General features: G+C 64.9%; 19 protein-coding genes. 11 read left to right on the plus strand and 8 right to left on the minus strand.

The window, feature by feature from the left end:
* Positions 1–26 precede the first annotated feature (26 nt).
* The 3 genes from KUW00_RS19025 to KUW00_RS19035 all read left to right on the plus strand — a co-directional run bounded on the left by KUW00_RS19025 (position 27) and on the right by KUW00_RS19035 (position 3,805).
* The gene (locus KUW00_RS19025) at positions 27–275 is read left to right on the plus strand and encodes a YheV family putative zinc ribbon protein (protein WP_045992232.1); all 249 of its coding nucleotides are present in this window, start codon (positions 27–29) and stop codon (positions 273–275) included.
* Positions 276–552: 277 nt separating this feature from the next.
* Positions 553–1,545 carry a TAXI family TRAP transporter solute-binding subunit gene (locus tag KUW00_RS19030; RefSeq protein WP_045992233.1) on the plus strand — a complete coding sequence of 331 codons (993 nt, stop codon included), beginning with the start codon at positions 553–555 and terminating at the stop codon, positions 1,543–1,545.
* Positions 1,546–1,618: 73 nt separating this feature from the next.
* Entirely contained in the window at positions 1,619–3,805 is a 2,187-nt protein-coding gene (locus KUW00_RS19035; protein WP_124805095.1) for a TRAP transporter permease, read from the plus strand.
* 248 nt (positions 3,806–4,053) lie between these two features.
* Here the strand turns inward: KUW00_RS19035 and metF are convergent, their stop codons facing one another.
* Positions 4,054–4,902 carry a methylenetetrahydrofolate reductase [NAD(P)H] gene (gene metF, locus KUW00_RS19040; RefSeq protein WP_108131758.1) on the minus strand — a complete coding sequence of 283 codons (849 nt, stop codon included), beginning with the start codon at positions 4,900–4,902 and terminating at the stop codon, positions 4,054–4,056.
* A 248-nt stretch (positions 4,903–5,150) separates the two neighbouring features.
* Here metF and KUW00_RS19045 point away from each other — a divergent pair, with 248 nt between their 5' ends.
* Positions 5,151–6,080, plus strand: coding sequence for an AEC family transporter (locus tag KUW00_RS19045; RefSeq protein WP_213227312.1), 930 nt, complete (start codon positions 5,151–5,153; stop codon positions 6,078–6,080).
* Between the two features lie 35 nt (positions 6,081–6,115).
* Here the strand turns inward: KUW00_RS19045 and KUW00_RS19050 are convergent, their stop codons facing one another.
* Positions 6,116–6,769, minus strand: coding sequence for a glutathione S-transferase family protein (locus tag KUW00_RS19050; RefSeq protein WP_222569886.1), 654 nt, complete (start codon positions 6,767–6,769; stop codon positions 6,116–6,118).
* 144 nt (positions 6,770–6,913) lie between these two features.
* Here KUW00_RS19050 and KUW00_RS19055 point away from each other — a divergent pair, with 144 nt between their 5' ends.
* A complete protein-coding gene (locus KUW00_RS19055) occupies positions 6,914–7,498 on the plus strand; it encodes a TetR/AcrR family transcriptional regulator (protein ID WP_261392275.1) in 585 nt (194 codons plus the stop codon).
* A 63-nt stretch (positions 7,499–7,561) separates the two neighbouring features.
* Here the strand turns inward: KUW00_RS19055 and KUW00_RS19060 are convergent, their stop codons facing one another.
* The 5 genes from KUW00_RS19060 to metK form a co-directional block, all read right to left on the minus strand.
* Entirely contained in the window at positions 7,562–8,365 is an 804-nt protein-coding gene (locus KUW00_RS19060; RefSeq protein ID WP_222569888.1) for a UDP-2,3-diacylglucosamine diphosphatase, read from the minus strand.
* A 193-nt stretch (positions 8,366–8,558) separates the two neighbouring features.
* Positions 8,559–9,986, minus strand: coding sequence for an adenosylhomocysteinase (gene ahcY / locus KUW00_RS19065; protein WP_222569889.1), 1,428 nt, complete (start codon positions 9,984–9,986; stop codon positions 8,559–8,561).
* Between the two features lie 39 nt (positions 9,987–10,025).
* Entirely contained in the window at positions 10,026–12,125 is a 2,100-nt protein-coding gene (gene ligB / locus KUW00_RS19070; protein WP_222569890.1) for an NAD-dependent DNA ligase LigB, read from the minus strand.
* A gap of 262 nt (positions 12,126–12,387) precedes the next feature.
* Positions 12,388–12,855 (minus strand): hypothetical protein, encoded by a 468-nt coding sequence (locus KUW00_RS19075; protein ID WP_222569891.1) that lies wholly within the window; start codon positions 12,853–12,855, stop codon positions 12,388–12,390.
* A gap of 942 nt (positions 12,856–13,797) precedes the next feature.
* On the minus strand, positions 13,798–15,018 hold the full coding sequence (metK, locus tag KUW00_RS19080; protein ID WP_045992242.1) for a methionine adenosyltransferase: 1,221 nt from the start codon (positions 15,016–15,018) through the stop codon (positions 13,798–13,800).
* Between the two features lie 371 nt (positions 15,019–15,389).
* On the opposite strand from metK, the gene tkt reads away from it, so the two are divergent.
* Positions 15,390–17,381 (plus strand): transketolase, encoded by a 1,992-nt coding sequence (gene tkt / locus KUW00_RS19085; protein WP_108131765.1) that lies wholly within the window; start codon positions 15,390–15,392, stop codon positions 17,379–17,381.
* A gap of 165 nt (positions 17,382–17,546) precedes the next feature.
* Here the strand turns inward: tkt and KUW00_RS19090 are convergent, their stop codons facing one another.
* Positions 17,547–18,599, minus strand: coding sequence for a class I fructose-bisphosphate aldolase (locus KUW00_RS19090; protein WP_045992244.1), 1,053 nt, complete (start codon positions 18,597–18,599; stop codon positions 17,547–17,549).
* A gap of 174 nt (positions 18,600–18,773) precedes the next feature.
* Between KUW00_RS19090 and KUW00_RS19095 the strand changes: the two genes are divergently transcribed.
* From KUW00_RS19095 to fba, 5 genes are all read left to right on the plus strand, one after another.
* Positions 18,774–19,157 (plus strand): CidA/LrgA family protein, encoded by a 384-nt coding sequence (locus KUW00_RS19095; RefSeq protein WP_045992245.1) that lies wholly within the window; start codon positions 18,774–18,776, stop codon positions 19,155–19,157.
* A complete protein-coding gene (locus KUW00_RS19100) occupies positions 19,154–19,870 on the plus strand; it encodes an LrgB family protein (RefSeq protein WP_108131766.1) in 717 nt (238 codons plus the stop codon). Before KUW00_RS19095 ends, KUW00_RS19100 begins: the two co-directional genes overlap by 4 nt.
* A gap of 136 nt (positions 19,871–20,006) precedes the next feature.
* Positions 20,007–21,035, plus strand: a complete 1,029-nt coding sequence (locus tag KUW00_RS19105; RefSeq protein WP_108449997.1) for a type I glyceraldehyde-3-phosphate dehydrogenase — start codon at positions 20,007–20,009, stop codon at positions 21,033–21,035.
* 67 nt (positions 21,036–21,102) lie between these two features.
* The gene (locus KUW00_RS19110) at positions 21,103–22,266 is read left to right on the plus strand and encodes a phosphoglycerate kinase (RefSeq protein WP_045992248.1); all 1,164 of its coding nucleotides are present in this window, start codon (positions 21,103–21,105) and stop codon (positions 22,264–22,266) included.
* Positions 22,267–22,411: 145 nt separating this feature from the next.
* Entirely contained in the window at positions 22,412–23,476 is a 1,065-nt protein-coding gene (fba, locus tag KUW00_RS19115) for a class II fructose-bisphosphate aldolase (RefSeq protein WP_045992249.1), read from the plus strand.
* The last annotated feature ends 9 nt before the right edge of the window (positions 23,477–23,485 follow it).

A 23,485-nucleotide genomic window follows, 5' to 3' on the forward strand; every position in this document is an offset into this window, starting at 1 on the left:
GGGCGTTGCCATTTGTGGAGACCGACATGACCGTCAAGAAACGCTTTATCGCCGGCGTCGTCTGCCCCCGCTGCGCCGCCATGGACCGTATCCGCGCCTGGGAGCAGAACGGCGTGCGCTACCGTGAGTGCGTCAGCTGCGACTTCTTCGAACAGCTACCGATCGAGGACGACGTGGTCGAGGAGCTCGCCACCCGGGTCAACCAGGACTCCGAGGCCCCCGCCACTGAAGAGATCCAGCCGGTTCGCATTCTCGACCCCGGCAAACGCCACTGATTCAGCGCGCGACGCTTTTACGCTCAAGGGTGTGCGGATATCCGCACACTCTAATTCGGCAAACGTGCGAAACTTCGGACAAAGGCCGTGTCGACATTTTCGACCAATGTCTAAAGCCTCTTTAATAACCAACTGATTTACAGATAAATTCTTGGGTCGGGCACACCCCTTGCGATACCTCTTGCGTTGACCGACGTCCGGTCAGGCTCGGTCTTGGCGTCTAGGCTTGAGACCGCAGCACGATAACCACAACGTCCATCGCATTGGGAGACATTGCATGAGCACCTCTACCCGGCTCCTCACCGGCGTCCTCGCCACCACCTTCGCTGGCACCCTGCTGGTGTCCGCTGCCGCCCAGGCAGACCGTGAAGACTGGCCTGAAAGCTTCACCGTGGGCACCGCGAGCCAGGGCGGCACCTACTTCGTCTACGGCTCCGGCTGGGCCAACCTGGTCGCCGACCAGCTCGGTCTATCCGGCGGCGGCGAAGTCACCGGTGGCCCGACCCAGAACCTGGCGCTGGTGCACGGCGGCGACGTGGCCTTCGGCCTGACCACCATGGGTCCCGCCTCCGACGCGGTGAACGGCAAGAGCCCGCTGGCCCCCGGCGTGAAGATGGACAACGTCTGCGCCATGTTCCCGATGTACGAGACCCCGTTCTCCATCACCGCCCTGTCCGACAGCGGCATCACCTCGATCTCCGAGATTCCCGACGGCGCCCGTATCGGCTTCGGCCCGGCAGCCTCCACCTCCGACACCTACTTCCCGGCCATCCTCGAAGAGCTGGGCGTCAACTTCGATCGCCGCAACGGCGGCTGGTCCGACCTGGGCGGGCAGCTGCAGGACGGCCTGCTCGACGTGATCGCCTTCGCCGCCGGCATTCCGATCCCCGCGGTCAGCCAGCTCGAGGTGCAGACCGACGTCAACATCGTCGAATTCACCGAGGAAGAGCAGCAGCAGGTCCTCGACAAGTTCCCGGTCTCGGCCTTCCAGATCCCGGCCAGCACCTACACCACCCTCGAGGAAGACGCCCGTGCGGTGTCCATGTGGAACTTCGCCATCGCCGGCTGTGACCTGCCCGAGGACTTCGTCTACGAGGTCACCAAGCTGACCATGGAAAACAACGACAAGATGCTCGACGTGCACCGCAGTGCCGCGACCACCATTCCCGAGAACATTCAGTACAACACCGTGCTGCCGTTCCACCCCGGCGCCGCGCGCTGGTACGAGGAAAACGGCTACGAGATCGATCCGTCCATGATCAAGCAGTAATCAGGATCACCCGCCCGCGGCCAGTCCGCGGGCGGGCACCAGGCCGGTCGTCCGTTTCTCAAGGTATCGCTCCATGACCCACACCCCAGATTCTCCCCGCGACGAGGATGCGACCGACGCTTCGGTCGAACCCATCGTCGCCTCGGGCGTCGACGACGAAGCCGTCGAACCCAATCGCCGTGTCTTCCAGGGCGGCAAGTGGTGGCTGTTCGGCGTACTCGCCGTGGCCTACACCGTCTTTCACCTGGTCTCGCTCAATATCTACCCCATCGAGACCTGGTCGTTCCGCATCATCCATATCGCCGGCGCGCTGATCCTCGGCTTCGGCCTCTACACCGGCTCGCGCTTCGTCGAGGACGGCCAGGACGGTGCGCCGCGCTGGGCCAGCGTGATCGCCCTGGCGTTGCTGCTGCCCGCAGGCTACGCCCTGATCCAGGTGGTGCTGATGCAGCAGACCATGGCCGGCGGCGCCATGCGCATCGAGCCGGCCATCGAAAACTGGCACTACGGCGCGCCGCTGATTCTGGCCACCGTCGGTGCCATTGCGCTTTCCTGGTTTCCCCGTCAGGCCCGCCACCAATTGCTGCTGGCCGACGTCGTGTTGATGGTCTGCGCCGCCGCCGTGGCCGGCTACCTGCTGGTGGTCTTCAATAGTCCGCTGCGTGCCTCCACCGGCACCTCCTTCGCGCCCATGGGCATCAGTTGGGCCGCCATCTCCGGCTCGCTGCTGATCCTCGAGCTGACCCGCCGCGTCGCCGGTCTGGCGCTGGTGGTGATCTCCGCCATCTTCCTGGCCTACGTCTTCATGGGCCCCTGGCTGCCAGGCTTCCTCGGCTATCCGGGGCTGTCGCTGGGGCGCTTCTTCAGCCAGGTCTACACCGACGCCGGCATCCTCGGCCCGACCACGGCGGTGTCCTCCACCTATATCATCCTGTTCATCATCTTCGCGGCCTTCCTGCAGGCCTCCAAGGTCGGTGACTACTTCGTCAACTTCGCCTTCGCCGGCGCCGGTCGCGCCCGTGGCGGCCCCGCCAAGGTCTCGATCTTCGCCTCCGGCCTGATGGGCATGATCAACGGCACCAGCGCCGGTAACGTGGTGTCCACCGGCTCGCTCACCATCCCGCTGATGAAGAAGGTCGGCTATCCGGCCAGAAGCGCAGGCGCCATCGAGGCGGCCGCCTCCACCGGTGGCCAGATCATGCCGCCGATCATGGGTGCCGGCGCCTTCATCATGGCCGAGATCACCGGTATTCCTTATACCGAGATCGCGGTGGCCGCCTTGATCCCGGCGATCCTGTACTTCGCCTCTGTCTACTTCATGGTCGACTTCGAGGCGGCCCGCAAGGGCATGCGCGGCATGCGCAAGGAAGAGATTCCGCAGTTCTCCAAGCTGATCAAGCAGGTCTACCTGTTCGCCCCGATCATCATCCTGATCACAGCGCTGTTCATGGGTTACTCGGTGATCCGCGCCGGCACGCTGGCGACCGCCTCCGCCGCGGTGGTGAGCTGGCTGTCACCCCACAAGATGGGCATTCGTTCCATCCTGCGGGCCCTCAGCCTGGCCGGCACCATGTCGATCCAGATCATCGCGGTGTGTGCCTGCGCCGGCCTGATCGTCGGCGTCATCGCCCTGACCGGCGTCGGCGCGCGCTTCTCGTCGCTGCTGCTGGGCCTGGCCGGTGTCAGCCAGCTGCTGGCGCTGTTCTTCGCCATGTGCATCTCGATCCTCTTGGGCATGGGCATGCCCACCACCGCCGCCTACGCGGTAGCCGCCTCGGTGGTCGCCCCGGGCCTGATCGACATCGGCATCCAGCCGCTGGTGGCGCACTTCTTCGTGTTCTACTTCGCGGTGGTCTCGGCGATCACCCCTCCGGTGGCGCTGGCCTCCTACGCGGCGGCGGGTATCTCCGGCGACAACGCCATGGGCACCTCGGTGGCCTCGTTCAAGATCGGCCTGGCAGCCTTCATCGTGCCGTTCATGTTCTTCTACAGCCCGGCCATGCTGATGGAAGGCGACTGGCCCCAGATCCTGCGGGTCGGCACCACCGCCACCATCGGCATCGTGCTGCTGGCGGCCACCGTCCAGGCCTGGTTCTTCGGACCGGTGAAGGCCTGGCAGCGGCTGGTGATGCTGATCGGCGCCCTGTGCCTGATCTACGGTGGCATCGTCACCGACCTGGCAGGGCTGGCCATCGCCATCGGCCTGTTCGTGATGCAGCGCGCCAGCGGCGGCGGCACCCGCAGCGCCACCGCAGGCTGAACCCCGCCCCCCTTTAATCCCGCACCTTGAGCCCCGCCCTCTGGCCCCGCCCCATGGCGGGGCTTTTTCGTGCCTGGGACTCCCCTCATGACGACGGCCGCCCGCCGTTAGCCTGCGCCCAACCGCCAGGCTTCTTCGTTTCTCTACCCTCCCCCAGAACGACGTCGGCCCCGCACAGGGCGGGGCCGACGTTCTTGTTGTTGTGGTCGCGACTGGCTAGCGCGACCCGTCCAGCGTTGTTGTTGGTGTCATGAGCGGCCGGTGATGTTGTCGACGATCTTCAGCGTCGGCTCGGCCTGGTTGAGGGTGTAGAAGTGCAGTCCCGGGGCGCCGCCGTCGAGCAGGCGCTGGGCCAGGCGCGAGATCACCTCTTCGCCGAAGTCGGCGATGGCGGCGCTGTCATCACCGTACGCCTCGAGCTGCTTGCGAATCCAGCGCGGAATCTCGGCACCGCAGGCGTCGGAGAAGCGCGCCAGCTTGGAGTAGTTGGTGATCGGCATGATGCCGGGGATGATCGGTGCTTCCACGCCAAGCTGGCGAGCCCGCTCGACGAAGTGGAAGTAGGCGTCGGCGGTGAAGAAGTACTGGGTGATCGCCAGATTGGCACCGGCATTCATCTTGCGGGCAAAGTTCTGCAGATCCGACTCGAAGCTCGCCGCCTGGGGGTGAGACTCCGGGTAGGCCGCCACCGCAATCTCGAAGTGATCACCGGTCTCCTCGCGGATGAACTCCACCAGCTCGTTGGCGTAGCGCAGCTCGCCGATGCCGCCCATGCCGGAAGGCAGGTCGCCGCGCAGGGCCACCAGGCTGTTGATGCCCTGGGCCTTGTAGTCGGTCAGCAGCTCGCGCAGCTGGGCCTTCTCGCTGCCGACGCAGGACAGGTGCGGCGCGGTGGTGATGCCGCACTCGCGCACCGCGTTGACGGTGGTGATGGTGCGATTCTGGGTGGAACCGCCGGCACCGTAGGTGACGGAAAAGAACCGCGGATTGCGCTCGGCCAAGAGGTCCCGGTTGCGCATCAGCTTCTCCCGCCCGGCGTCGGTATTCGGGGGGAAGAATTCGAAGCTGATGCCCAGCGGGTGCTCTTGTGCGCTCATCTCGGGGTCCTCGTGAAGCGTGTCGGGCTACCGCAAATCGGCGGCCGTAAAGGTGATGGGTGCCATTGTGACGACTCGGCCTCACCCCGACCAATGAAAGTTTCGCGGGTAAACTTCAATTCTCTTCATATAAGAAAAGGGAGACTCATAACCATGTGTTCTAAAAAATGACCTCGGCAGCCGGACCGGGCTGACACCGGCGCGCCCAGACGGCATGATACGGGGCCTGGCACCCAAGGATGATGAACATGGCCGTCGACCCGACCTCGCTGATGGGCCCCCTGTGGACCCTGCTCGCCTTCGTCGCCCTCGGCGTCCTGTCCGCCAGGCGGCTCAAGGTCGACCCTCGTCCCATCGCCACCCTGCTGATCTACCTGATCGCTCCGCTGACCTTCTTCCGCGCGCTGGTACTGGGCGGTCCGACGCCGGTCTACCTCGCCCTGACCGCTGCCCTGTTCGTGATCGCAAGTCTGGTGGCCGTGCTCATCAATCGGCTGGGCAAGCGCTGGCTGGGGGATGAGGAAGGCTCGGTGCTGGCGTTTTCTGCCGGCACCGGCAACACCGGCTACTTTGGTTTGCCGGTGGCGCTGGTGTTGCTGCCCCCCTCCGGCGTCACCCTGTACCTGTTCTGCGCACTCGGCGTCACCCTTTACGAGTTCACCGTCGGCTTCTATCTAAGCGCCCGCGGCCGCTTTACGGTGCGTGACAGCCTGCTCAAGATCGCCAGGCTGCCGCTGATCTACGCCTTTCTGGCGGCGCTGCTGGTGGAAGGAGTCGGCATGACCGTGCCAGCGCCGGTGACCGATGCCATGTCGGTGTTTCCGGCAACCTACACCCTGCTCGGCATGATGATCATCGGCATGACCCTGGGTCGTGTTTCCGTGCGCTCGCTGGATGGGCGCTTTATCGGCGCCTGCGTGGCGGTGCGTTATGCCCTGTGGCCACTGCTGATGCTGGGCGCCGTCCTGTTGCTCAAGGCCACCACCGGGCTGTCACAGGACATGGCGTTGGCGCTGCTGTTGATCGGGGTGGTGCCCATGGCCGCCAACGTGGTGGTAGTGGCCATGGAACTCGGCATCGCGCCCGAGAAGGGCGCCCTGGCGGTGTTGATCACCACCCTGGCCGCGCCGCTGGTGATTCCGCTGTACCTGAGCGGGATGCTTGGACTGGTGCAGTGAAGCTGAAAGGCGAAAGTCGCTAGCGCCGAGAGTGACTAGCGGGGAAACACGGGCGCTACCAATACCGCCTTGCCGGAAGGCCGCGATCTCAGACGCTCCACGTAGGCTCGGGTATTTGGCGCCGCCTCCATCAGCGAGGCGGCGGGCGGCGTGGCCTCCAGATAGTCGAGCATCGGCGCCGCCAGGGCATCGGCCAGGGTGAAGCCATCACCGACGAGAAAGTCTCTCCCCGCCAACTGGTGTTCCAGGATGGTCAGTATCCGTGCCACCTCCGGGGCCGCCTCGCGTACCCGGTCTTCCCTCACCTCGCCATTGGGCCCCTTGGGAAAGACCAGTTCCAGCAGGTAGCGCCGCACGATGGCCTGGTCGGCCTGGGTGGCCAGCGCAGCACACCACTGGTCCACCTGGGCTCGCGTCCAGTCGTCCCTGGGTAGCAGGTCGGGCCCATCGAAGGCGCCCTCCAGGTAGCGGCAGATGGCAACGCTCTCGTACAGGCGTCGTTCGCCGTGAATCAGCACGGGAATCTTGTCGAAGGGATTGAGCGCCTTGAACTCCGGTGAATGCAGCTCGACCCGACGTCCTTCGACCTCCATCCCGACACTGTGCTCGATGCCCTTCTCGTGACACACCAGCACCACGCTGCGCACGAAGTTCGAGAACGCGGGACCCACGATATGTACGCTTGCCATGCCAACCTCCTGGTTACCAGACGATAAACCGCCGGCCCTTGCCGATATATACGCCGACGTGTGCGCGAGTCGTGCTCGCTCGTCTTGCAGCATGGCCGCTGACACCATATGTTCAATAACATATTCTGCCATCGGAGACGGCCCATGCCCTGGAGCCGCGAACGCAAGCACGAGACCCGCACCCGTATCCTCGACGCAGCTGCCCGCTGCTTTACCCGAAAAGGCTACGATGCCGTCAGTATCGACGAGGTGATGGCCGCCGCCGGCCTGACCCGGGGCGCCTTCTACGCCCACTTCGACAGCAAATCGACGCTCTACGCCAATGCCATCCGTCATGCTGCCAGGCGCGGGGCCATCGCGCTCGATCACCTCGAAAGTCGAGAAGCCCGCATCGAGGCCTACTTGAGCCAATCTCTCGCCAAGGACGAGGCAACCTGCCCACTGGCCTGCCTGGTCAGCGATGTGGCACAGCGCGACGAGCAGGTGCGCACCACCTATACCGCCCTGCTGGAAGGCTTCCTGACGCGCTTTGTCGACACCTCTGACATGGACACCGACACGCGAAAGCGCGCGCTCGGCCAGACGATTGCAATGATCGGCAGTCTGGCCATGGCGCGTACGGTCAATGACCCGCGGCTGGCGGAAGAATTACTGGAGGCTGGCAGAACACTGGCAAAGGCCAATGCGCTACCCGTCAGTCGGAGCGGCGTTGTCGGCCAGGAAGCCTGAAGAAAACGACTGAGCAAGGCCGGTAAAGCGAACGGATACAACACGAGCGATGGGGGAGGCCTCTCAGGCCCCCGCCAGGGCGCCCTCGGGGCAGGCGCGGGGCATCGAAGGCTCGGCCTCGATCACCTGCCCTTCCCAGTCGATCAGCGCCAGGCTGCCGTCGGGGCGCTCGATCAGCGCCGTGCAATGCTCCACCCAGTCACCGTCGTTGCAGTAGAGCACGCCATCCTGGGCACGAAATCCTGCCTTGTGGATATGCCCGCCGACGTAGCCATCGAGTCCTTCCCGGGCCGCCTGGTGGATGGCCGCCTGCTCGAACTGTTCGACATAGCGCTGGGCCGCGCCGATGCGCCCCTTGACCGCCGCCGCCAGCGACCAGTAAGGCAGGCCCAGCAGGCTGCGCGCCTTGTTGCACCAGCGATTGAGCGACAGCACGAACTGATGCATGCCATCACCCAGCGCCATCAGCCAGGGGGCCAGGCGCACATGGGTATCGAACTCGTCGCCGTGGCTGACCAGCAGGCGACGACCATCGGCGGTCTCGTGGATCGCCCGGCGCTCGATGCGCATCCGGTGCATACGGATGCCACACAGCTGACGCAAGGCCGCGTCGTGGTTGCCGGGGATGTAGATGATCTCGCATCCGCCCTTGGCCAGGCGCAACAGTCGCCCCACCAGGCGCTGCTGCTCCGCCGGCAGTGACGCCCGACGGTGCATGGCGATAAGGTCGATCACATCCCCCACCAGATACAGGCGCTCCGGGCGCACGCGGCGCAGCAGCCGCGACAGCAGGGCGGCCTGGCAATCCCGGGTGCCGAGGTGAAGATCGGAAATGAACAGGGTACGAGCGGTCAGTGACGTGGCCATGGGCATTCTCCTGTGACGCCCACCCAGCCTGTCCTGTCCCGGTGACACTGCCATGGCGCGGCCATGACGAAACGATGACCGGTGCCGCCCCCTGCCCCGCTATTCCCCAGGCTCGCCCCAGGCTGACTACCTAGCCCTGGTTCCCTGCCCCGATCAAGGCTGGCGGGGCGCACAGCCCCCTATCCGGCAAGCCTCAGTAACGATAGTGGTCTGGCTTGTATGGCCCCTCCACCGGCACTCCGACGTACTCCGACTGAGCCTCGGTCAGCTGAGTGATCACGCCACCAAAGCCCTCCACCATGTAGCGTGCCACCTCCTCGTCGAGATGGCGTGGCAGCACCGTGACATCGATCATGCCGTCGCGCTCGTCGGGGCCCAGCTCGGCAAAACGCCGGGCGTACAGGTGCATCTGCGCCAGCACCTGATTGGCGAAGGAGCCGTCCATCACCCGCGAGGGGTGGCCGGTGGCGTTGCCCAGGTTGACCAGACGCCCCTCGGCCAGCAGGTAGATAACATTGCGGCTGTCGGGATCGTACGTCTGCCCCGGCCCGGCGTCACGGTAGATCTTGTGCACCTGGGGCTTGACCTCCTCCCAGAGCCATTGCTTTCGCATGTAGGCGGTATCGATCTCGCTGTCGAAGTGGCCGATATTGCAGACCACCGCGCCATTCTTGAGAGCGCCCAGCATGGCGGCGTCACAGGCGCCGATATTGCCGGTGCAGGTCACCACCAGGTCGGTCTTGCCGAGCAGTTCGAGATCGAGACTGTCGACGCCACGATTGACACCGCCGCGATAGGGAGAAACCACCTCGAAGCCATCCATGCAGGCCTGCATGGCACAGATCGGGTCGATCTCGGCGACACGCACGATCATGCCCTCCTGGCGCAGCGAGGCCGCCGACCCCTTGCCCACGTCCCCATAGCCCACCACCAGTGCCTGCTTGCCCGCCAGCAGGTGATCGAGCCCGCGCTTGATGGCGTCGTTCAAACTGTGGCGACAGCCGTACTTGTTGTCATTCTTCGACTTGGTGACGGCGTCGTTGACGTTGATGGCCGGCACTTTCAAGGTGCCTGCCCTGAGCATCTCGAGCAGTCGATGGACACCGGTGGTGGTCTCTTCACTGATGCCGTGAATGGCGTCAAGCTTGTCCGGATGTCGCTCGTGCAACAGCAGCGTCAGGTCTCCGCCATCATCCAGCACCAGATTGGGGGTCCAGCCGTCGGCGCCATCCACCGTCTGCTCGATACACCACCAGAACTCGTCCTCGCTCTCGCCCTTCCAGGCAAATACCGGGATGCCTGCTGCGGCGATGGCGGCGGCAGCGTGGTCCTGGGTGGAAAAGATATTGCAGGACGACCAGCGCACGCTCGCACCAAGGTCGACCAGGGTCTCGATCAGCACCGCGGTCTGAATCGTCATATGGATACAGCCGGCGATACGTGCGCCCTTGAGCGGCTGGACCTCACGGTACCGGGCCCTGAGGGACATCAAGGCCGGCATCTCGCTTTCGGCGATGCGAATCTCGCGGCGCCCCCAGTCGGCCAGGCCGATATCGGCGACCCGGTAGTCATCCTGACGCTGAGCCCACTGCGCCCTTTGCGAAGCCTCGGTCGGAGTCATGCTCGCCTCCTGCTGGTTATCCAGCCTTCACTATAGGAGTCACCATGGCGGACTCGCCAACCAGGGCGCTGCGTCGATCTCTAGCCGGGCGCCAGCATCACTTTTCAGTCGAGTCGCTGAGGGGGAAGCTGGTGCGCGGTGTAAGGGACTAGCTGGAGAGCGGTTCGAAGGGCTATGAGAAGGGCGATTCAAAGGACGGTGCAAAGGGCCTGCCGAGCCCGGCGTGGCAATCGAACGTGTCGCGTCATCGTCGAAGGCTCCGACGAAGCCAGCAATACCGGCGTCGGCCAGTTGCCGCGCCAGGACGACGACCTCGGGATGCGAAAGAAACGCCCGCCAGCGCCTGGCGCCGACAACACCGACGCCAGGGCGGCGGCGCCAGCCGGCAGCGTCCAACGCCGACAGCGTGCGCCAGGAGTCGTGCTCGGAGATACCCCCGGCCGAGGGCGCTCCCAGGGCGCTTAGCCACTGCGGGAAGCCGCGATGGCTGGTCTCGGAGAAGGCAACACCAAGACGCTCTGCGGTGACCTTGCCGATGCCGCCTGCCTGGGCCAGTCGCTCTGGCGTCAGTTCCCGCCAGTCCAGCAACCCCTCCACCAGGCCAGCGTCCACCAGCGCCTTCCAGGTGCCTTCCCCGACGCCGTCGAGATCCAGCGCCGATGAATCACTGAGCCAGGCCAGGCGAGCCAGAAACTGCTGCCGGCAGCCCGGGGTCGGGTGCCAGCAGCTCAGCAGGTGAAAGTCCGATTCCGCGGGAACCTCGAGGTCAGGCCTCTCGGCTGCGCGCCAGGCCACCCCCTTTAGCTGAGGGATGATCAGCCCGGCCAACTCGATGATCGCCTGATCGCCGGGCCGCAGATCCCACTCGCGCCAGCGTGACAGGCTCCCCAGGCTGACCTGGCTCAGCCTGCGTCCATCCACCTCCACCGGCACAAGCCGGGCCACCGGGGTGATGCGACCGCTGCGACCAATGCGGAACGCTATGTCGGCTACCTCCGCCAGGGCCTCTCGCGGTGGATACTTCCAGGCCAGTGCCCAGTGCGGCGGCTCGGCCTGCCAGGTCACACCGTCGGGCCTGCGCCCACGCCGTAGTACCACGCCATCGGTGGCGAAGGGCAGCGGCGAGCGATACCAGCGCTCGCGCCAGGCGGCGGCGTCCTCCTGGGATTCAACAGGGTGGGTGTATCGCGATATTTGACCCAGGCCCAGGCGCTCGAGCCCTGACAGTCGCTCCTCGAGCGCCCGCGGCCCCATCGGCCAGGACCAGACGAACAGACCGATACGCTGGCCCAGCGCAGGGGACAACTCATCGCGGGCAAGCCAGCCGGCCACATGGGAGCGTGCCCCTGCCCCGCCATCCCGCTGCTGGACATGATCTTCAAGGCGCTCATACAGCTCACCCTGAAACACCAGACCATCGCCGTCGGCAAGCGACTGCCAATCACCTGCCAGGCGCTGGGGAATCGACGGGATGACTGCGGCATGGCGTGTCCAGTCCTGGCCGGTCCGCCCGTCCCCACGACTGTACACGCCCGCCAGGCGGCCTTCGTGATAGACAAGGCTGACCGCCACACCATCCACCTTGGGCTGAATCCAGACATCGGTAGCGCGGTCGGCCGGTGCTATCGTCGCCGACTGTGACTCCTGTCTCTGTGGCGACGAAGCTTGCGGCGCCGGCGAGTCTGGAACACCGGTCGAAAGCCAACACTTCACCTCGGCGGCGCCCTGCGCCTTGCGAAGCCCGGTATGCGCCACAGGGTGGCGCTGCCAAGGGGTGGCACTATCCACTGTCGGCGCGGAAGACCTATCCTTGAAGTCCGCCACCTCGAGCTCGGGAAAACAGCGCTGGAGTTCGCGCCACCGACGTTCGGTCTGGTCGAACACATCATCGCTGACAGGCGAGCTGCCGTCCTTGCGGTAGGCCAGCTCCCACTGCCGCAGGTGGCTGGTCAACTCGGTGATGCGACTGGACGCCGTGCTCGCCGTCCAGTCAGGACAGCTGGCGTTGGCCCACGACGGCAGGACCAGCGACACCACGAACAGCAGGCATCGCCAGCTGGCTGAGGAACGGTGAGACGAGAGGGTGGTGCTTTTCTGACAAGATACGAAACTCTGACAAGAGACGAGACGCCCGGCCATCTGGCCCTCCTTGGTCACGACCGAAGGTGATCATCGAAGGCCACGTCCTGACATGACGGCCGAACGCCTCGACCGATCGGCACATTCGAACGGCGTGCTCAGACGACATACCTGAACGGCGCAGCTGTACGGAGAGCCCGTATGCTGAGGTGCTACTGGCGACGCTTTCTCAGGTGGCGATCGGTACGTCGCACCGACCACCATGTCAGCACCAGCAACGGCGAGGTAATAGCGACGCCGAGCAGCACCTGTTGACCGATGCTCATAATCGAATATCTCCCAAGGGTTCGCTCTCGAACATCGTTGCATCATGCCCCAGGCACGAAAGGCGCTGCGTCGACAGCACAAAGGCGGGCACGCTCAGTGCAATGACGATGACGGCGGTCAAGAGTCCCTGGTGCTGAAGCAGAATCATCATGATGGCGGCGGCAGTCACCAGGAACGTTGCCAATGCGGCGGTAGCCTCCAGCGCCAACTTGGTCATGAATAGCTCACGATACTGGAGATAATCATCGTCACCGTCCGGCGATACCACGTCATGGGAGTATCGCCATCCAGCCTCGGTGGTCCCGTCATCGCCAGGCCCCTTACGCGACCGCGACTCCTTGCGCCAGAGTTCCTGCTGTGACGCCAGCCTGGTTCGCGAGCAGGTCGGGTCCGCGTGAAGACGCTGAAAGTGCCCCTGATGATGGCGCTGATAGAAGTGATAGTGGTGCCTTGCTTCGCCCATCTTCTGATCCCCCTGTCGTTGCTACCGTCTTGGCGCAGCGCTCATGTCCCTGATCTGGTCTCACCCGCACTTTGGCTCTTCTTCTCTTCGTGCCGCCCGGGGCACCAGCCAGTATTCCTGTCACGGGCGCTATGGCCTCTTTCCATCGTGCCGACCACACCATCGTGCCGACCACACTTCAATCGCGGCCAAGACATGTGCTTCCACGAACGGCCTCCTGTCCCGCGCCCCAAATGCCAAGGACATGGATATATACCGACGTCCAATTCACACAGGCCATACATGCCTGTCGCCGAAAGCGCCTCTTTCCTGACATCTATCAGGCGGCTCGCCAGCGTTTTTTATCACTAATCATTCTCACGCTCTGGCCACCTTCCAACCGCTTTCCAACCGCTTTCTAACCGCCTTCCAGCCGCTTTCTAACCGCTTTTCCGGCGACGTGGGCGTCACTTTCCCGTGCAGGCCACTTGGCCGCCGATGGTTCTTGAACAGCGGTTTCCCGACAGCGGTTTCTCGACAACGACCTGGCGATGGACGACGACACATCGAACCTTTGACTACCGAGAACCAACGACCATCACTGGCTGCCTGACAGATGATGACGAGCTGATGCGATACTGCGCTGCCGACTAAGCGGCATCTGCATCCTGCCTCCATCTAATATTAGCCGTGAGCCAAAGGCTTCTCCGCCCGCATGCGCGGATATGAAAAGGAATGAGATGATATCGCCGTTTGACGCATAACCCGGCGACAAAGAGGTAGGCAAAGACGCACAATCACCGCCAGGTCACCAGAAAACTTGCGACCGCTCTGCCAACGTCTCTTCGCACATTCGCCGGCCCCCCGCCGCCCCAATGCGACAAGGCCCGCCTGGCGAACCAGGCGGGCCTTGTCATGTCGGCAGGCGCGTGGGCACCGTGCCGCTGATGCCACAAAGAGGGATCAGATACCGGCGGCGGCGCGCAGAGCGTCGGCCCGGTCGACCTTCTCCCACGGGAAGGCGGTAAAGGTCTCGGTGTGGATCTCGCCTTCGGTATCGGTCCAGCTATAGCTGGTCTCGAAGGGCTCACGGCCAAAGTGACCGTAGGCTGCGGTCAGCTGATACATGGGATGCAGCAGATCCAGCATGCGAGTAATGGCATTGGGACGCAGGTCGAAGTGATCGCGCACCAGCTCGACGATACGCTCGTCATCGATACGACCCGTGCCGAAGGTGTTGATCGACACCGAGGTCGGCTCGGCGACACCGATGGCGTAGGACACCTGGATCTCGCAACGCTCGGCCAGTCCCGCCGCTACCACGTTCTTGGCCACGTAGCGGCCGGCGTAGGCGGCGCTGCGGTCGACCTTGGACGGGTCCTTGCCGGAGAAGGCACCACCACCATGTCGCGCCATGCCGCCGTAAGTGTCGACGATGATCTTGCGCCCGGTCAGGCCACAGTCACCCACCGGACCGCCGATGACGAACTTGCCGGTCGGGTTGATGTGATAACGCGTGCTGTCGGACAGCCACTCCGCCGGCAGTACCTGCTCGATGATCTCGCGCTGGACCATCTGGCGCAGCTGCTCCTGGTCGATGTCCGGATCATGCTGGGTGGACAGCACCACGGCATCGACCGCGCAGGGCTTGCCGGCATCGTCGTAACGGAAGGTCAGCTGGCTCTTGGCATCGGGACGCAGCCAGGGCAGCAGGCCACGCTTACGCAGCTCGGCCTGGCGCTCCACCAGCCGATGGCTGTAGTGGATCGGCGCCGGCATGTAGGAGTCGGTTTCGTTGGTGGCATAGCCGAACATCAGGCCCTGATCACCGGCGCCCTGATCCTCGGGCTTTTCGCGATCGACGCCCTGGGCGATTTCGACGCTTTGCTTGCCGATCAGGTTGAGCACCCCGCAGGTCTCGCCGTCGAAACCGACGTCGGAGGAGGTATAGCCGATATCCATGATCACCTTGCGCACCAGCTCCTCGAGATCCACCCAGGCGGAGGTGGTGATCTCGCCGGCCACGATGGCGACACCGGTCTTGACCAGGGTCTCGCAGGCCACACGGGCATTCTTGTCCCGCGCGATCAGGGCATCGAGCACGGCATCGGAAATCTGATCGGCAATCTTGTCCGGGTGTCCTTCGGACACGGACTCGGAGGTAAACAGGGAGTATTCGCTCATGGCGTCCTCGACCCTCTGTAGGATAATCGGCAGGCGGGCCTGGCAAGATGGAAACGGGAGCGACCGTGATCGACGATCGCACTATGCAGATTCCGCGTGGACCTGGCGGGACGAAATTCTACACGCTCGACCGTCCGGTTCCTAGCAACAGGCCGGGCCATGGCAGACCCTGCCAGGCATGGATCAAGTCCCCGGCATTTGATGGATCTGTCATTTCCGGCGACAATATGTCCCCGATCGATCCGCGCCGCCCCTCCCGCCCTCGTTGTCCACAGGCACGACAGGCGGCGCCTATCCTTGACGCCGCTGCGCCGCCCCCACCGGGCAGGCCAACGTCAGATTGCCACTTTGCCCCAGGCGAGGAGCCCTCAATGCCGTCCCGTTTCGAACTGGCCAACGCCATTCGCGCCCTTTCCATGGATGCCGTCCAGAAGGCCAACTCCGGCCACCCCGGAGCCCCGATGGGTATGGCCGATATCGCCGAGGTGCTGTGGAACGACTACCTCGTTCACAACCCTGACGATCCCAAGTGGGCCGATCGCGACCGTTTCGTGCTGTCCAACGGCCACGGCTCCATGCTGCTGTACTCCCTGCTGCACCTGTCAGGCTACGACCTGGGTCTGGAAGAACTGCAGAACTTCCGCCAGCTCCACGCCAAGACCGCTGGTCACCCCGAGTACGGCTACGCTCCCGGCGTCGAGACCACCACCGGCCCCCTCGGCCAGGGCCTGGCCAACGCCGTCGGCATGGCCATGGCAGAGCGCACCCTGGCGGGTCAGTTCAACCGCCCGGGCCACGAGATCGTCGACCACTACACCTACTGCTTCCTCGGCGACGGCTGCCTGATGGAAGGCATCTCCCATGAGGTCGCCTCGCTTGCCGGCACCCACCAGCTCGGCAAGCTGATCGCCTTCTACGATGACAACGGCATCTCCATCGACGGCGAGGTCGAAGGCTGGTTCACCGACGATACCGCCAAGCGCTTCGAAGCCTACGGCTGGCACGTGGTACCGGCGGTGGACGGGCACAAGCCCGAGGAGATCAAGGCCGCCATCGAGATGGCCCGCACCCAGCAGGATCGCCCGACCCTGATCATCTGCAAGACCGTCATCGGCTTCGGCGCCCCCAACAAGCAGGGCAAGGAAGAATGCCACGGCGCGGCACTCGGCGAAGAGGAAGTCGCAGCGGCGCGCAAGCAACTCGACTGGCCCCACGCGCCCTTCCATATCCCCGAGGATATCTACCAGGGCTGGGACGCCTGCGAGCGTGGCCAGAAGCACCAGGCTGACTGGCAGGCTCGCTTCGAGCGCTACCAGCAGGAGCACCCGGAGCTGGCCCGCGAATTCCTGCGTCGCCAGAAGGGTGAATTGCCGAGCGAGCTCAACAGCGAAGCGCTGGTCGAGGCCGCCCAGGAGAAGGGCGAGTCCGTGGCCTCACGCAAGGCCTCGCTGAACTGCCTCAACGAGCTCGGCCCGCAGCTGCCGGAGCTGCTGGGTGGCAGCGCCGACCTGGCGCCTTCCAACCTGACCTTCTGGAAGGGTGCCGAGGCCATCAGCGCCGAAGCCGCAGGCGGCAACTACCTGCACTACGGGGTGCGCGAGTTCGGCATGGGCGCCATCATGAACGGTATCGCCCTGCACGGCGGCTTCGTGCCCTACGGCGCCACCTTCCTGATCTTCATGGAATACATGCGCAACGCCGTGCGCATGGCGGCGCTGATGAACCAGCGCGCCATCTTCGTCTACACCCACGACTCCATCGGTCTGGGCGAGGACGGCCCGACCCACCAGCCGATCGAGCAGCTGACCAGTCTGCGTACCACCCCGAACCTGTGCACCTGGCGCCCCTGCGATGCGGTCGAGACCGCTGCCGCCTGGGCCCACGCGGTCAAGCGCAGCGCCGGCCCCACCGCGCTGGTACTGTCCCGCCAGGGCCTGCCCCACCAAGAGCGCAACAAGAGCCAGCTGGCCAACATCCAGCGTGGTGGCTACGTACTCAAGGACAGCGAAGGCACCCCTGAGCTGATCCTGATCGCCACCGGCTCCGAGGTGACACTGGCCATGCAGGCCGCCGAAACCCTGGAAGCCGAAGGCAAGCAGGTGCGCGTGGTATCGATGCCGGCCACCGACGTCTTCGACAGCCAGGACGCCGACTACCGTGAGTCCGTCCTGCCGCGCAGTGTTCGCGCCCGTCTGGCCATCGAGGCAGGCCATCGCGACTACTGGAGCAAGTACGTGGGCCTCGACGGCGACACCATCGGCATGTCCAGCTTTGGCGAGTCGGCCCCGGCGGGCGACCTGTTCAAGCACTTCGGTTTCACCGTGGACAACCTGGTGGAACGCGCCAAGGCGCTGCTGGGTTAAGTCCAGCGCGGGCCGGCACGCCCGGCCTGTTGCGACCAAAAGCGTGACCAGCAGAAACGAGCAGGGGCACGGCTTACGCCGTGCCCCTGCTGTATCTAGCGACCTTGATGGTCGGCCTAGGCGGCCTGGTCCTCTATCCTGCGCGGTTGTCGAGGCAGGCTTGGATCAGGCGATGGTGACATCCGGCGCCAGATAGACGTCCTGAATGGCGTTGAGCAGGCTTACCCCGTCGCGCATCGGCTTCTGGAAGGCCTTGCGCCCGGAGATCAGGCCCATGCCACCGGCCCGCTTGTTGATCACCGCGGTACGCACCGCCTGGGTCAAGTCGCCTTCTCCGGTGGAGGCACCGCCGGAGTTGATCAGCCCGGCACGACCCATGTAGGCGTTGGCCACCTGATAGCGGGCCAGATCGATCGGGTGATCGCTGGTCAACTCGCTGTAGACCTTCTCGTGGGTGTTGCCGAAGCCGATGGTGCGATAGCCATCGTTGTTCTCGGGCAGCTTCTGCTTGACGATGTCCGCCTTGAGCGTCGCCGCCAGGTGCACCGCCTGACTGGTGAGGTCGGAGGCCACATGGTAGTCGGTGCCCTCATGCTTGAAGGCCGGGTTACGCAGATAGGCCCACAGCACCGTCACCATGCCCAACTCGTGGGCGCGCTCGAAGGCCGCGCTGATCTCTTCGATCTGGCGACGGCTCTCGGGAGAACCGAAGTAGATGGTCGCACCCACGGCGACGCACCCCATGTCGAAGGCCTGGTCGACCTCGGCGAACAGGGTCTGATCGTAGATCGCCGGATAGGTCAGCGTCTCGTTGTGGTTCAACTTGAGCATCATCGGGATGCGGTGGGCATAGCGGCGCGCCACCGACGACAGGCCACCCAGGGTGGAAGCCACGGCGTTGCAGCCGCCCTCGATCGCCAGCTCCACAATGTTGGCCGGATCGAAGTAGATCGGGTTGGGTGCGAAGGAGGCGCCAGCGGAGTGTTCGATCCCCTGATCCACCGGCAGGATGCTGAGGTAGCCGGTGCCCCCCAGACGGCCATGGTTGAACATCGTCTGCATGCTGCGCAGCACCGCCGGCGAGCGGTCGGAGTCCATCATCACCCTGTCGACGAAGTCCGATCCCGGCAGGTGGAGTTGCTCCTTGGCGATACCGCGACATTCATGAGTCAAAAGGTCCTCTGCCTCGGCACCCAGCCAGCTGGCAATATCACTCATCATCAATCTCCCTGTCATGCCCGACCCAGTCGGGCGGTAGGCGAATAGTCAGTCTACACAGGGTAGCGGATGACGCGCTGCAACGAGAGCCCCTGCTGACCAAGGCACCATGAGTCGGCACAATGGCTCAATTCCCCTGGCCCCGGCCAGTGACAATGACCCAAGAGGATTGCAATGTCCGTGTTACGAGGCTTTTTATGGCTTTCGCTGCTGTGGCTGGTCGGCGACCTGGTGGTCAGCCTGGGTGAACTGCCGCTGTCCCCCGGCGTCGTCGGACTGATGCTATTGACTGGTGTCTTCGTACTACGAGGCCGCATGCACGAAGACGTGGCAGCGGCGGCACAGCCGCTGATCATGCTGCTGGCGATGCTGATCATGCCCGGCGTGGTCGGGGTGTTCTGGGTGCTCGACCAGATCTCGGGGCACTGGCTCGCCGTGGGGCTGGCGCTGACCCTAGGCACTCTGTTGAGCGTTGCCAGCACCCTGTGGCTGATGCGCCGCCTGCTGCCGGCGACGCCCTCCGAGGCGACCACCACCGCCCAAGGAAAAACCTCATGAGCCTCGCCGTGGTCGATCACCTCGATACATCGATGCTGGCCATCGCCCTGTCCATCGGCGCCTACTTGGCCGGCATGGCGCTGTTTCGGCGGCTCGGCTCTCCCGGCTGGTGCCCGCCGGTACTGCTGGCCTCGTTGCTGCTCGCCGCGACGCTCAAGGCGGCCGGCATCGCCTACGTCGACTATCGCCAGGGCGCCCAGTGGCTGATGCTGTTGCTGGGCCCGGCCACGGTGGCCCTGGCGGTACCGCTCTACCAGCAGATGCACCACATACGCGCGCTATGGCGACCGCTGCTGGTCTGCCTGCCGGTGTCGACGGTGCTGGCCGCCTGCTATGCGTTGCTGATCGCCTGGGCACTGGGGGCGCCGCCGGAACTGCTGGCCTCGCTGGCACCCAAATCGGTGACCGCTCCCATCGCCATGGGCATCACCGAGCGCCTGGGCGGCTCCGTGCCGATCCTGATGGGGGGATTGTTGATCACCGGCGTCGCGGCCACCGCCTGCGTCAGCCTGTTCGGCCGGCTCTTGAAGATCACCGATCAGCGCCTGCTGGGGCTGGCGCTGGGCATCAACGGCCACGCCATCGGTACCGTGCGCGCCTTCGAGCTGGGCCCCACCGCCGGTGCCTTCGCTTCTCTCGGCATGACGCTGACCGGGGTGTTGACGGCGCTGATGATGCCGCTGGCCTGGCGCCTGGCCGGCATGCTCGGCTGAACCGATTCAGCTTTATTTTTATGCTACCTGCGCGGTTTTATGCCCAGTGTGACGCCGCTGGAGCCGCGACGCGCGGGGCGATTTGAGATAGACTTTCGCGCCTGTGTCCATCCCTCCGTGGAGAGTATCGAGCCCCATGGCCCAGCGTATTGCCATCAATGGCTACGGCCGCATCGGCCAGTGCGTCCTGCGAGCCCTCATCGAACGCAACGACCCCAGCTTCGAGGTGGTGGCGATCAATGAGCTCTCGGGACTCGATACCATTACCTACCTGACTCGCTACGACACCACCCACGGACGCTTCCCCGGCCGGGTGGAAAGCCGCGACGGCCATCTGATCATCAACGGTCATGCGATCCGGGTGCTGTCCGAAGAGGACCCTGACCGCCTGCCCTGGCGGTCACTCGGCATCGACCTGGTGCTGGAGTGCTCCGGCAGCTTCAAGGATCGCGCCACCGCCGAGCGCCATCTCGCGGCAGGAGCCGGCCGGCTGTTGTTCTCCCAGCCGGCAGAAAGCGACGTCGACGCCACCATCGTCAGCGGCATCAATGACGACGACCTGACGCCCGATGCCCGGGTGGTCTCGGCAGCGTCCTGCACCACCAACTGCCTGGTGCCGATCCTGACCGTGCTCGACGAGGCGCTGGGCATCGAGCACGGTGTGACCACGACCATTCACTCGGCCATGAACGACCAGCCGGTGATCGATGCCTACCACCAGACCGATCTGCGCCTGACCCGCTCGGCGATGCAATCCATCGTGCCGGTGGACACCGGCCTGGCCCGAGGCATCAATCGCCTGATGCCGCACCTGGCGGAGCGCTTCGAGTGCCTCCATGTACGGGTGCCGACGATCAACGTCTCGGCCATGGACATGTCCATCTGCGTCAAGCGCGATACCTCGGCCAGCGAGGTCAACCGACTGCTGCGCGAGGCCAGCGAGTCACGGCTTCCTGACCTGCTGGGGTATACCGAGGAGCCCATGGCGTCCATCGACTTCAACCACGATCCCCGCTCCGGTATCGTAGACGCCACTCAGACGCGGGTGGCCGGTGGCCGCCTGCTCAAGCTGCTTTGCTGGTTCGACAACGAATGGGGCTTCGCCAACCGCATGCTGGACGTGGCCGGGCGCCTCGCCAGCCTTCCCCGGGTTCCCGAGCGATGACACTTCCACTGACCAGCCGTTGCCATTCGCTGTCTCCCTCAGACTTTCCAGACGAGGATCTGCCGACATGAACGTGCGCAAGATGACCGATCTCGACCTCAAGGGTCAGCGGGTACTGATTCGCGAAGACCTCAACGTACCTGTCAAACACGGCCAGGTGACCAGCGATGCCCGTCTGCGCGCCAGCTTGCCGACCATCAAGGCAGCTCGCGACGCAGGTGCCAAGGTGCTGCTGATGAGCCACCTGGGCCGCCCCACCGAAGGCGAGCCGGCCGACGAGTTCACCCTGGCACCGGTGGCGGCCTACCTCGGTGACCTGCTGGACTGCCCCGTGCGCCTGGTGACCGACTATCTCGAGCAGGAACCGAGCCTGGAAGACGGCGACGTGGTACTGCTCGAGAACGTGCGCTTCAACCAGGGCGAGAAGAAGGACGACGAAGCCCTGGCCAAGCGCTACGCCGAGCTGTGTGACGTCTTTGTGATGGACGCCTTCGGTACCGCCCACCGTGCCCAGGCCTCCACCCACGGGGTGGCCCGCTTCGCACCGACCGCCTGCGCGGGCCCCTTGCTGGCCGCCGAACTCGATGCCCTGGAAAAGGCACTGGCGACTCCCAGGCGCCCGATGACCGCCATCGTCGGCGGCTCCAAGGTCTCGACCAAGCTCGAGGTGCTCAACGCCCTGTCCGAAAAGTGCGACCAGCTGATCGTCGGCGGCGGTATCGCCAACACCTTCATCGCCGCGGCGGGTCACAACGTCGGCAAGTCGCTTTACGAGGCCGACCTGGTGGACAAGGCCAAGGCGCTGATGGCCAGGGTCGAGATTCCGCTGCCCACCGACGTGGTCGTGGCCACCGAGTTCTCCGACTCCGCCGAAGCCGTCACCAAGCCGGTGGACCAGGTCGCCGACAACGAAATGATCCTCGACATCGGCCCGGATACCGCCGCCCGCCTGGGCGACATGCTCAAGAGCGCCGGCACCATCCTGTGGAACGGCCCCGTCGGGGTGTTCGAGATCGACCAGTTCGGTGGCGGCACCGAGGCCCTGTCCAAGGCCATCGCCGAAAGCGACGGCTTCTCCATCGCCGGCGGCGGTGACACCCTGGCAGCCATCGACAAGTACGGCATCGCCGAGCAGGTGTCCTACATCTCCACCGGAGGCGGTGCCTTCCTCGAGTACGTCGAGGGCAAGGAACTGCCGGCGGTCAGCGCCCTCGAGGCCGCCGCTCGCTGAGGTTTGCCGAAAAAGCAGCGGCGCTCGTCGGTGCTTTCTACCAAGCCTAAGCCCCGGGGCCGGCCATCGCCGGCCCTTTGACAACCCAAGCGACATGGGCGCGACAGCATCGCGCTCTCGACCTCTTCAAGAATCAGGTACCTCCATGGCACTCGTCAGTATGCGCCAATTGCTGGACCACGCCGCCGAACATGGCTACGGCGTGCCGGCCTTCAACGTCAATAACCTCGAGCAGGTTCGCGCCATCATGGAAGCCGCGGACGCCACCGACTCCCCGGTGATTCTGCAGGCCTCCGCCGGCGCCCGCAAATACGCCGGCGCCCCCTTCCTGCGCCACCTGATCCTGGCCGCCGTGGAAGAGTTTCCGCATATTCCGGTGGTCATGCACCAGGACCACGGCACCAGCCCCGCTGTGTGCCAGCGCTCGATCCAGCTCGGCTTCTCCTCGGTGATGATGGACGGCTCCCTGGGCGAGGACGGCAAGACCCCGGCAGACTACGACTACAACGTCGACGTCACCCGCCGCACCGTCGAGATGGCCCACGCCTGTGGCGTGTCGGTAGAAGGTGAGCTCGGCTGCCTGGGCAGCCTGGAAACCGGCATGGCCGGTGAGGAAGACGGCATCGGCGCCGAGGGCAAGCTGAGCCACGACCAGCTGCTGACCGACCCGGAAGAGGCCGCCGACTTCGTCAAGGCCACCGGCGTCGACGCCCTGGCCATCGCCATCGGCACCAGCCACGGCGCCTACAAGTTCACCCGTCCGCCCACCGGCGACACCCTGTCGATCCAGCGTATCAAGGAAATCCACGAGCGCATCCCGGATACCCACCTGGTCATGCACGGCTCCTCCAGCGTGCCCCAGGAGTGGCTCGAGGTGATCAACGCCAACGGTGGTGCCATCCCCGAGACCTACGGCGTCCCGGTGGAAGAAATCGTCGAGGGCATCAAGCACGGCGTGCGCAAGGTCAACATCGACACCGATCTGCGTCTGGCCTCGACCGGTGCGGTACGTCGCTTCCTGGCCGAGAACCCGGCAGAGTTCGACCCGCGCAAGTTCCTCAAGCTTACCGTCAGCGCCATGAAGGACATCTGCATCGCCCGCTACGAAGCCTTCGGCACCGCCGGCAACGCCAGCAGGATCAAGCCGATCAGCCTGGAAGGCATGTTCGAGCGCTACGCCCGAGGTGAACTTGATCCAAAGGTGAAGTAAGCGTCGATC

Origin of the sequence: Halomonas sp. DP5N14-9, assembly GCF_019802175.1 — a bacterium.
GTDB lineage: Bacteria > Pseudomonadota > Gammaproteobacteria > Pseudomonadales > Halomonadaceae > Halomonas > Halomonas litopenaei.

Excerpts from the sequence above, each read along its gene's own strand:
- KUW00_RS19035 (WP_124805095.1), top strand. The coding sequence starts at position 1,619 with ATGACCCACACCCCAGATTCTCCCCGCGACGAGGATGCGACCGACGCT.
- KUW00_RS19055 (WP_261392275.1), top strand. The coding sequence starts at position 6,914 with ATGCCCTGGAGCCGCGAACGCAAGCACGAGACCCGCACCCGTATCCTC.
- KUW00_RS19105 (WP_108449997.1), top strand. The coding sequence starts at position 20,007 with ATGGCCCAGCGTATTGCCATCAATGGCTACGGCCGCATCGGCCAGTGC.
- KUW00_RS19030 (WP_045992233.1), top strand. The coding sequence starts at position 553 with ATGAGCACCTCTACCCGGCTCCTCACCGGCGTCCTCGCCACCACCTTC.
- metK (WP_045992242.1), bottom strand. The coding sequence starts at position 15,018 with ATGAGCGAATACTCCCTGTTTACCTCCGAGTCCGTGTCCGAAGGACAC.
- KUW00_RS19100 (WP_108131766.1), top strand. The coding sequence starts at position 19,154 with ATGAGCCTCGCCGTGGTCGATCACCTCGATACATCGATGCTGGCCATC.
- KUW00_RS19025 (WP_045992232.1), top strand. The coding sequence starts at position 27 with ATGACCGTCAAGAAACGCTTTATCGCCGGCGTCGTCTGCCCCCGCTGC.
- KUW00_RS19090 (WP_045992244.1), bottom strand. The coding sequence starts at position 18,599 with ATGAGTGATATTGCCAGCTGGCTGGGTGCCGAGGCAGAGGACCTTTTG.
- fba (WP_045992249.1), top strand. The coding sequence starts at position 22,412 with ATGGCACTCGTCAGTATGCGCCAATTGCTGGACCACGCCGCCGAACAT.
- KUW00_RS19095 (WP_045992245.1), top strand. The coding sequence starts at position 18,774 with ATGTCCGTGTTACGAGGCTTTTTATGGCTTTCGCTGCTGTGGCTGGTC.
- metF (WP_108131758.1), bottom strand. The coding sequence starts at position 4,902 with ATGAGCGCACAAGAGCACCCGCTGGGCATCAGCTTCGAATTCTTCCCC.
- ligB (WP_222569890.1), bottom strand. The coding sequence starts at position 12,125 with ATGGCCGGGCGTCTCGTCTCTTGTCAGAGTTTCGTATCTTGTCAGAAA.
- KUW00_RS19050 (WP_222569886.1), bottom strand. The coding sequence starts at position 6,769 with ATGGCAAGCGTACATATCGTGGGTCCCGCGTTCTCGAACTTCGTGCGC.
- KUW00_RS19075 (WP_222569891.1), bottom strand. The coding sequence starts at position 12,855 with ATGGGCGAAGCAAGGCACCACTATCACTTCTATCAGCGCCATCATCAG.
- KUW00_RS19060 (WP_222569888.1), bottom strand. The coding sequence starts at position 8,365 with ATGGCCACGTCACTGACCGCTCGTACCCTGTTCATTTCCGATCTTCAC.
- KUW00_RS19045 (WP_213227312.1), top strand. The coding sequence starts at position 5,151 with ATGGCCGTCGACCCGACCTCGCTGATGGGCCCCCTGTGGACCCTGCTC.
- tkt (WP_108131765.1), top strand. The coding sequence starts at position 15,390 with ATGCCGTCCCGTTTCGAACTGGCCAACGCCATTCGCGCCCTTTCCATG.
- KUW00_RS19110 (WP_045992248.1), top strand. The coding sequence starts at position 21,103 with ATGAACGTGCGCAAGATGACCGATCTCGACCTCAAGGGTCAGCGGGTA.
- ahcY (WP_222569889.1), bottom strand. The coding sequence starts at position 9,986 with ATGACTCCGACCGAGGCTTCGCAAAGGGCGCAGTGGGCTCAGCGTCAG.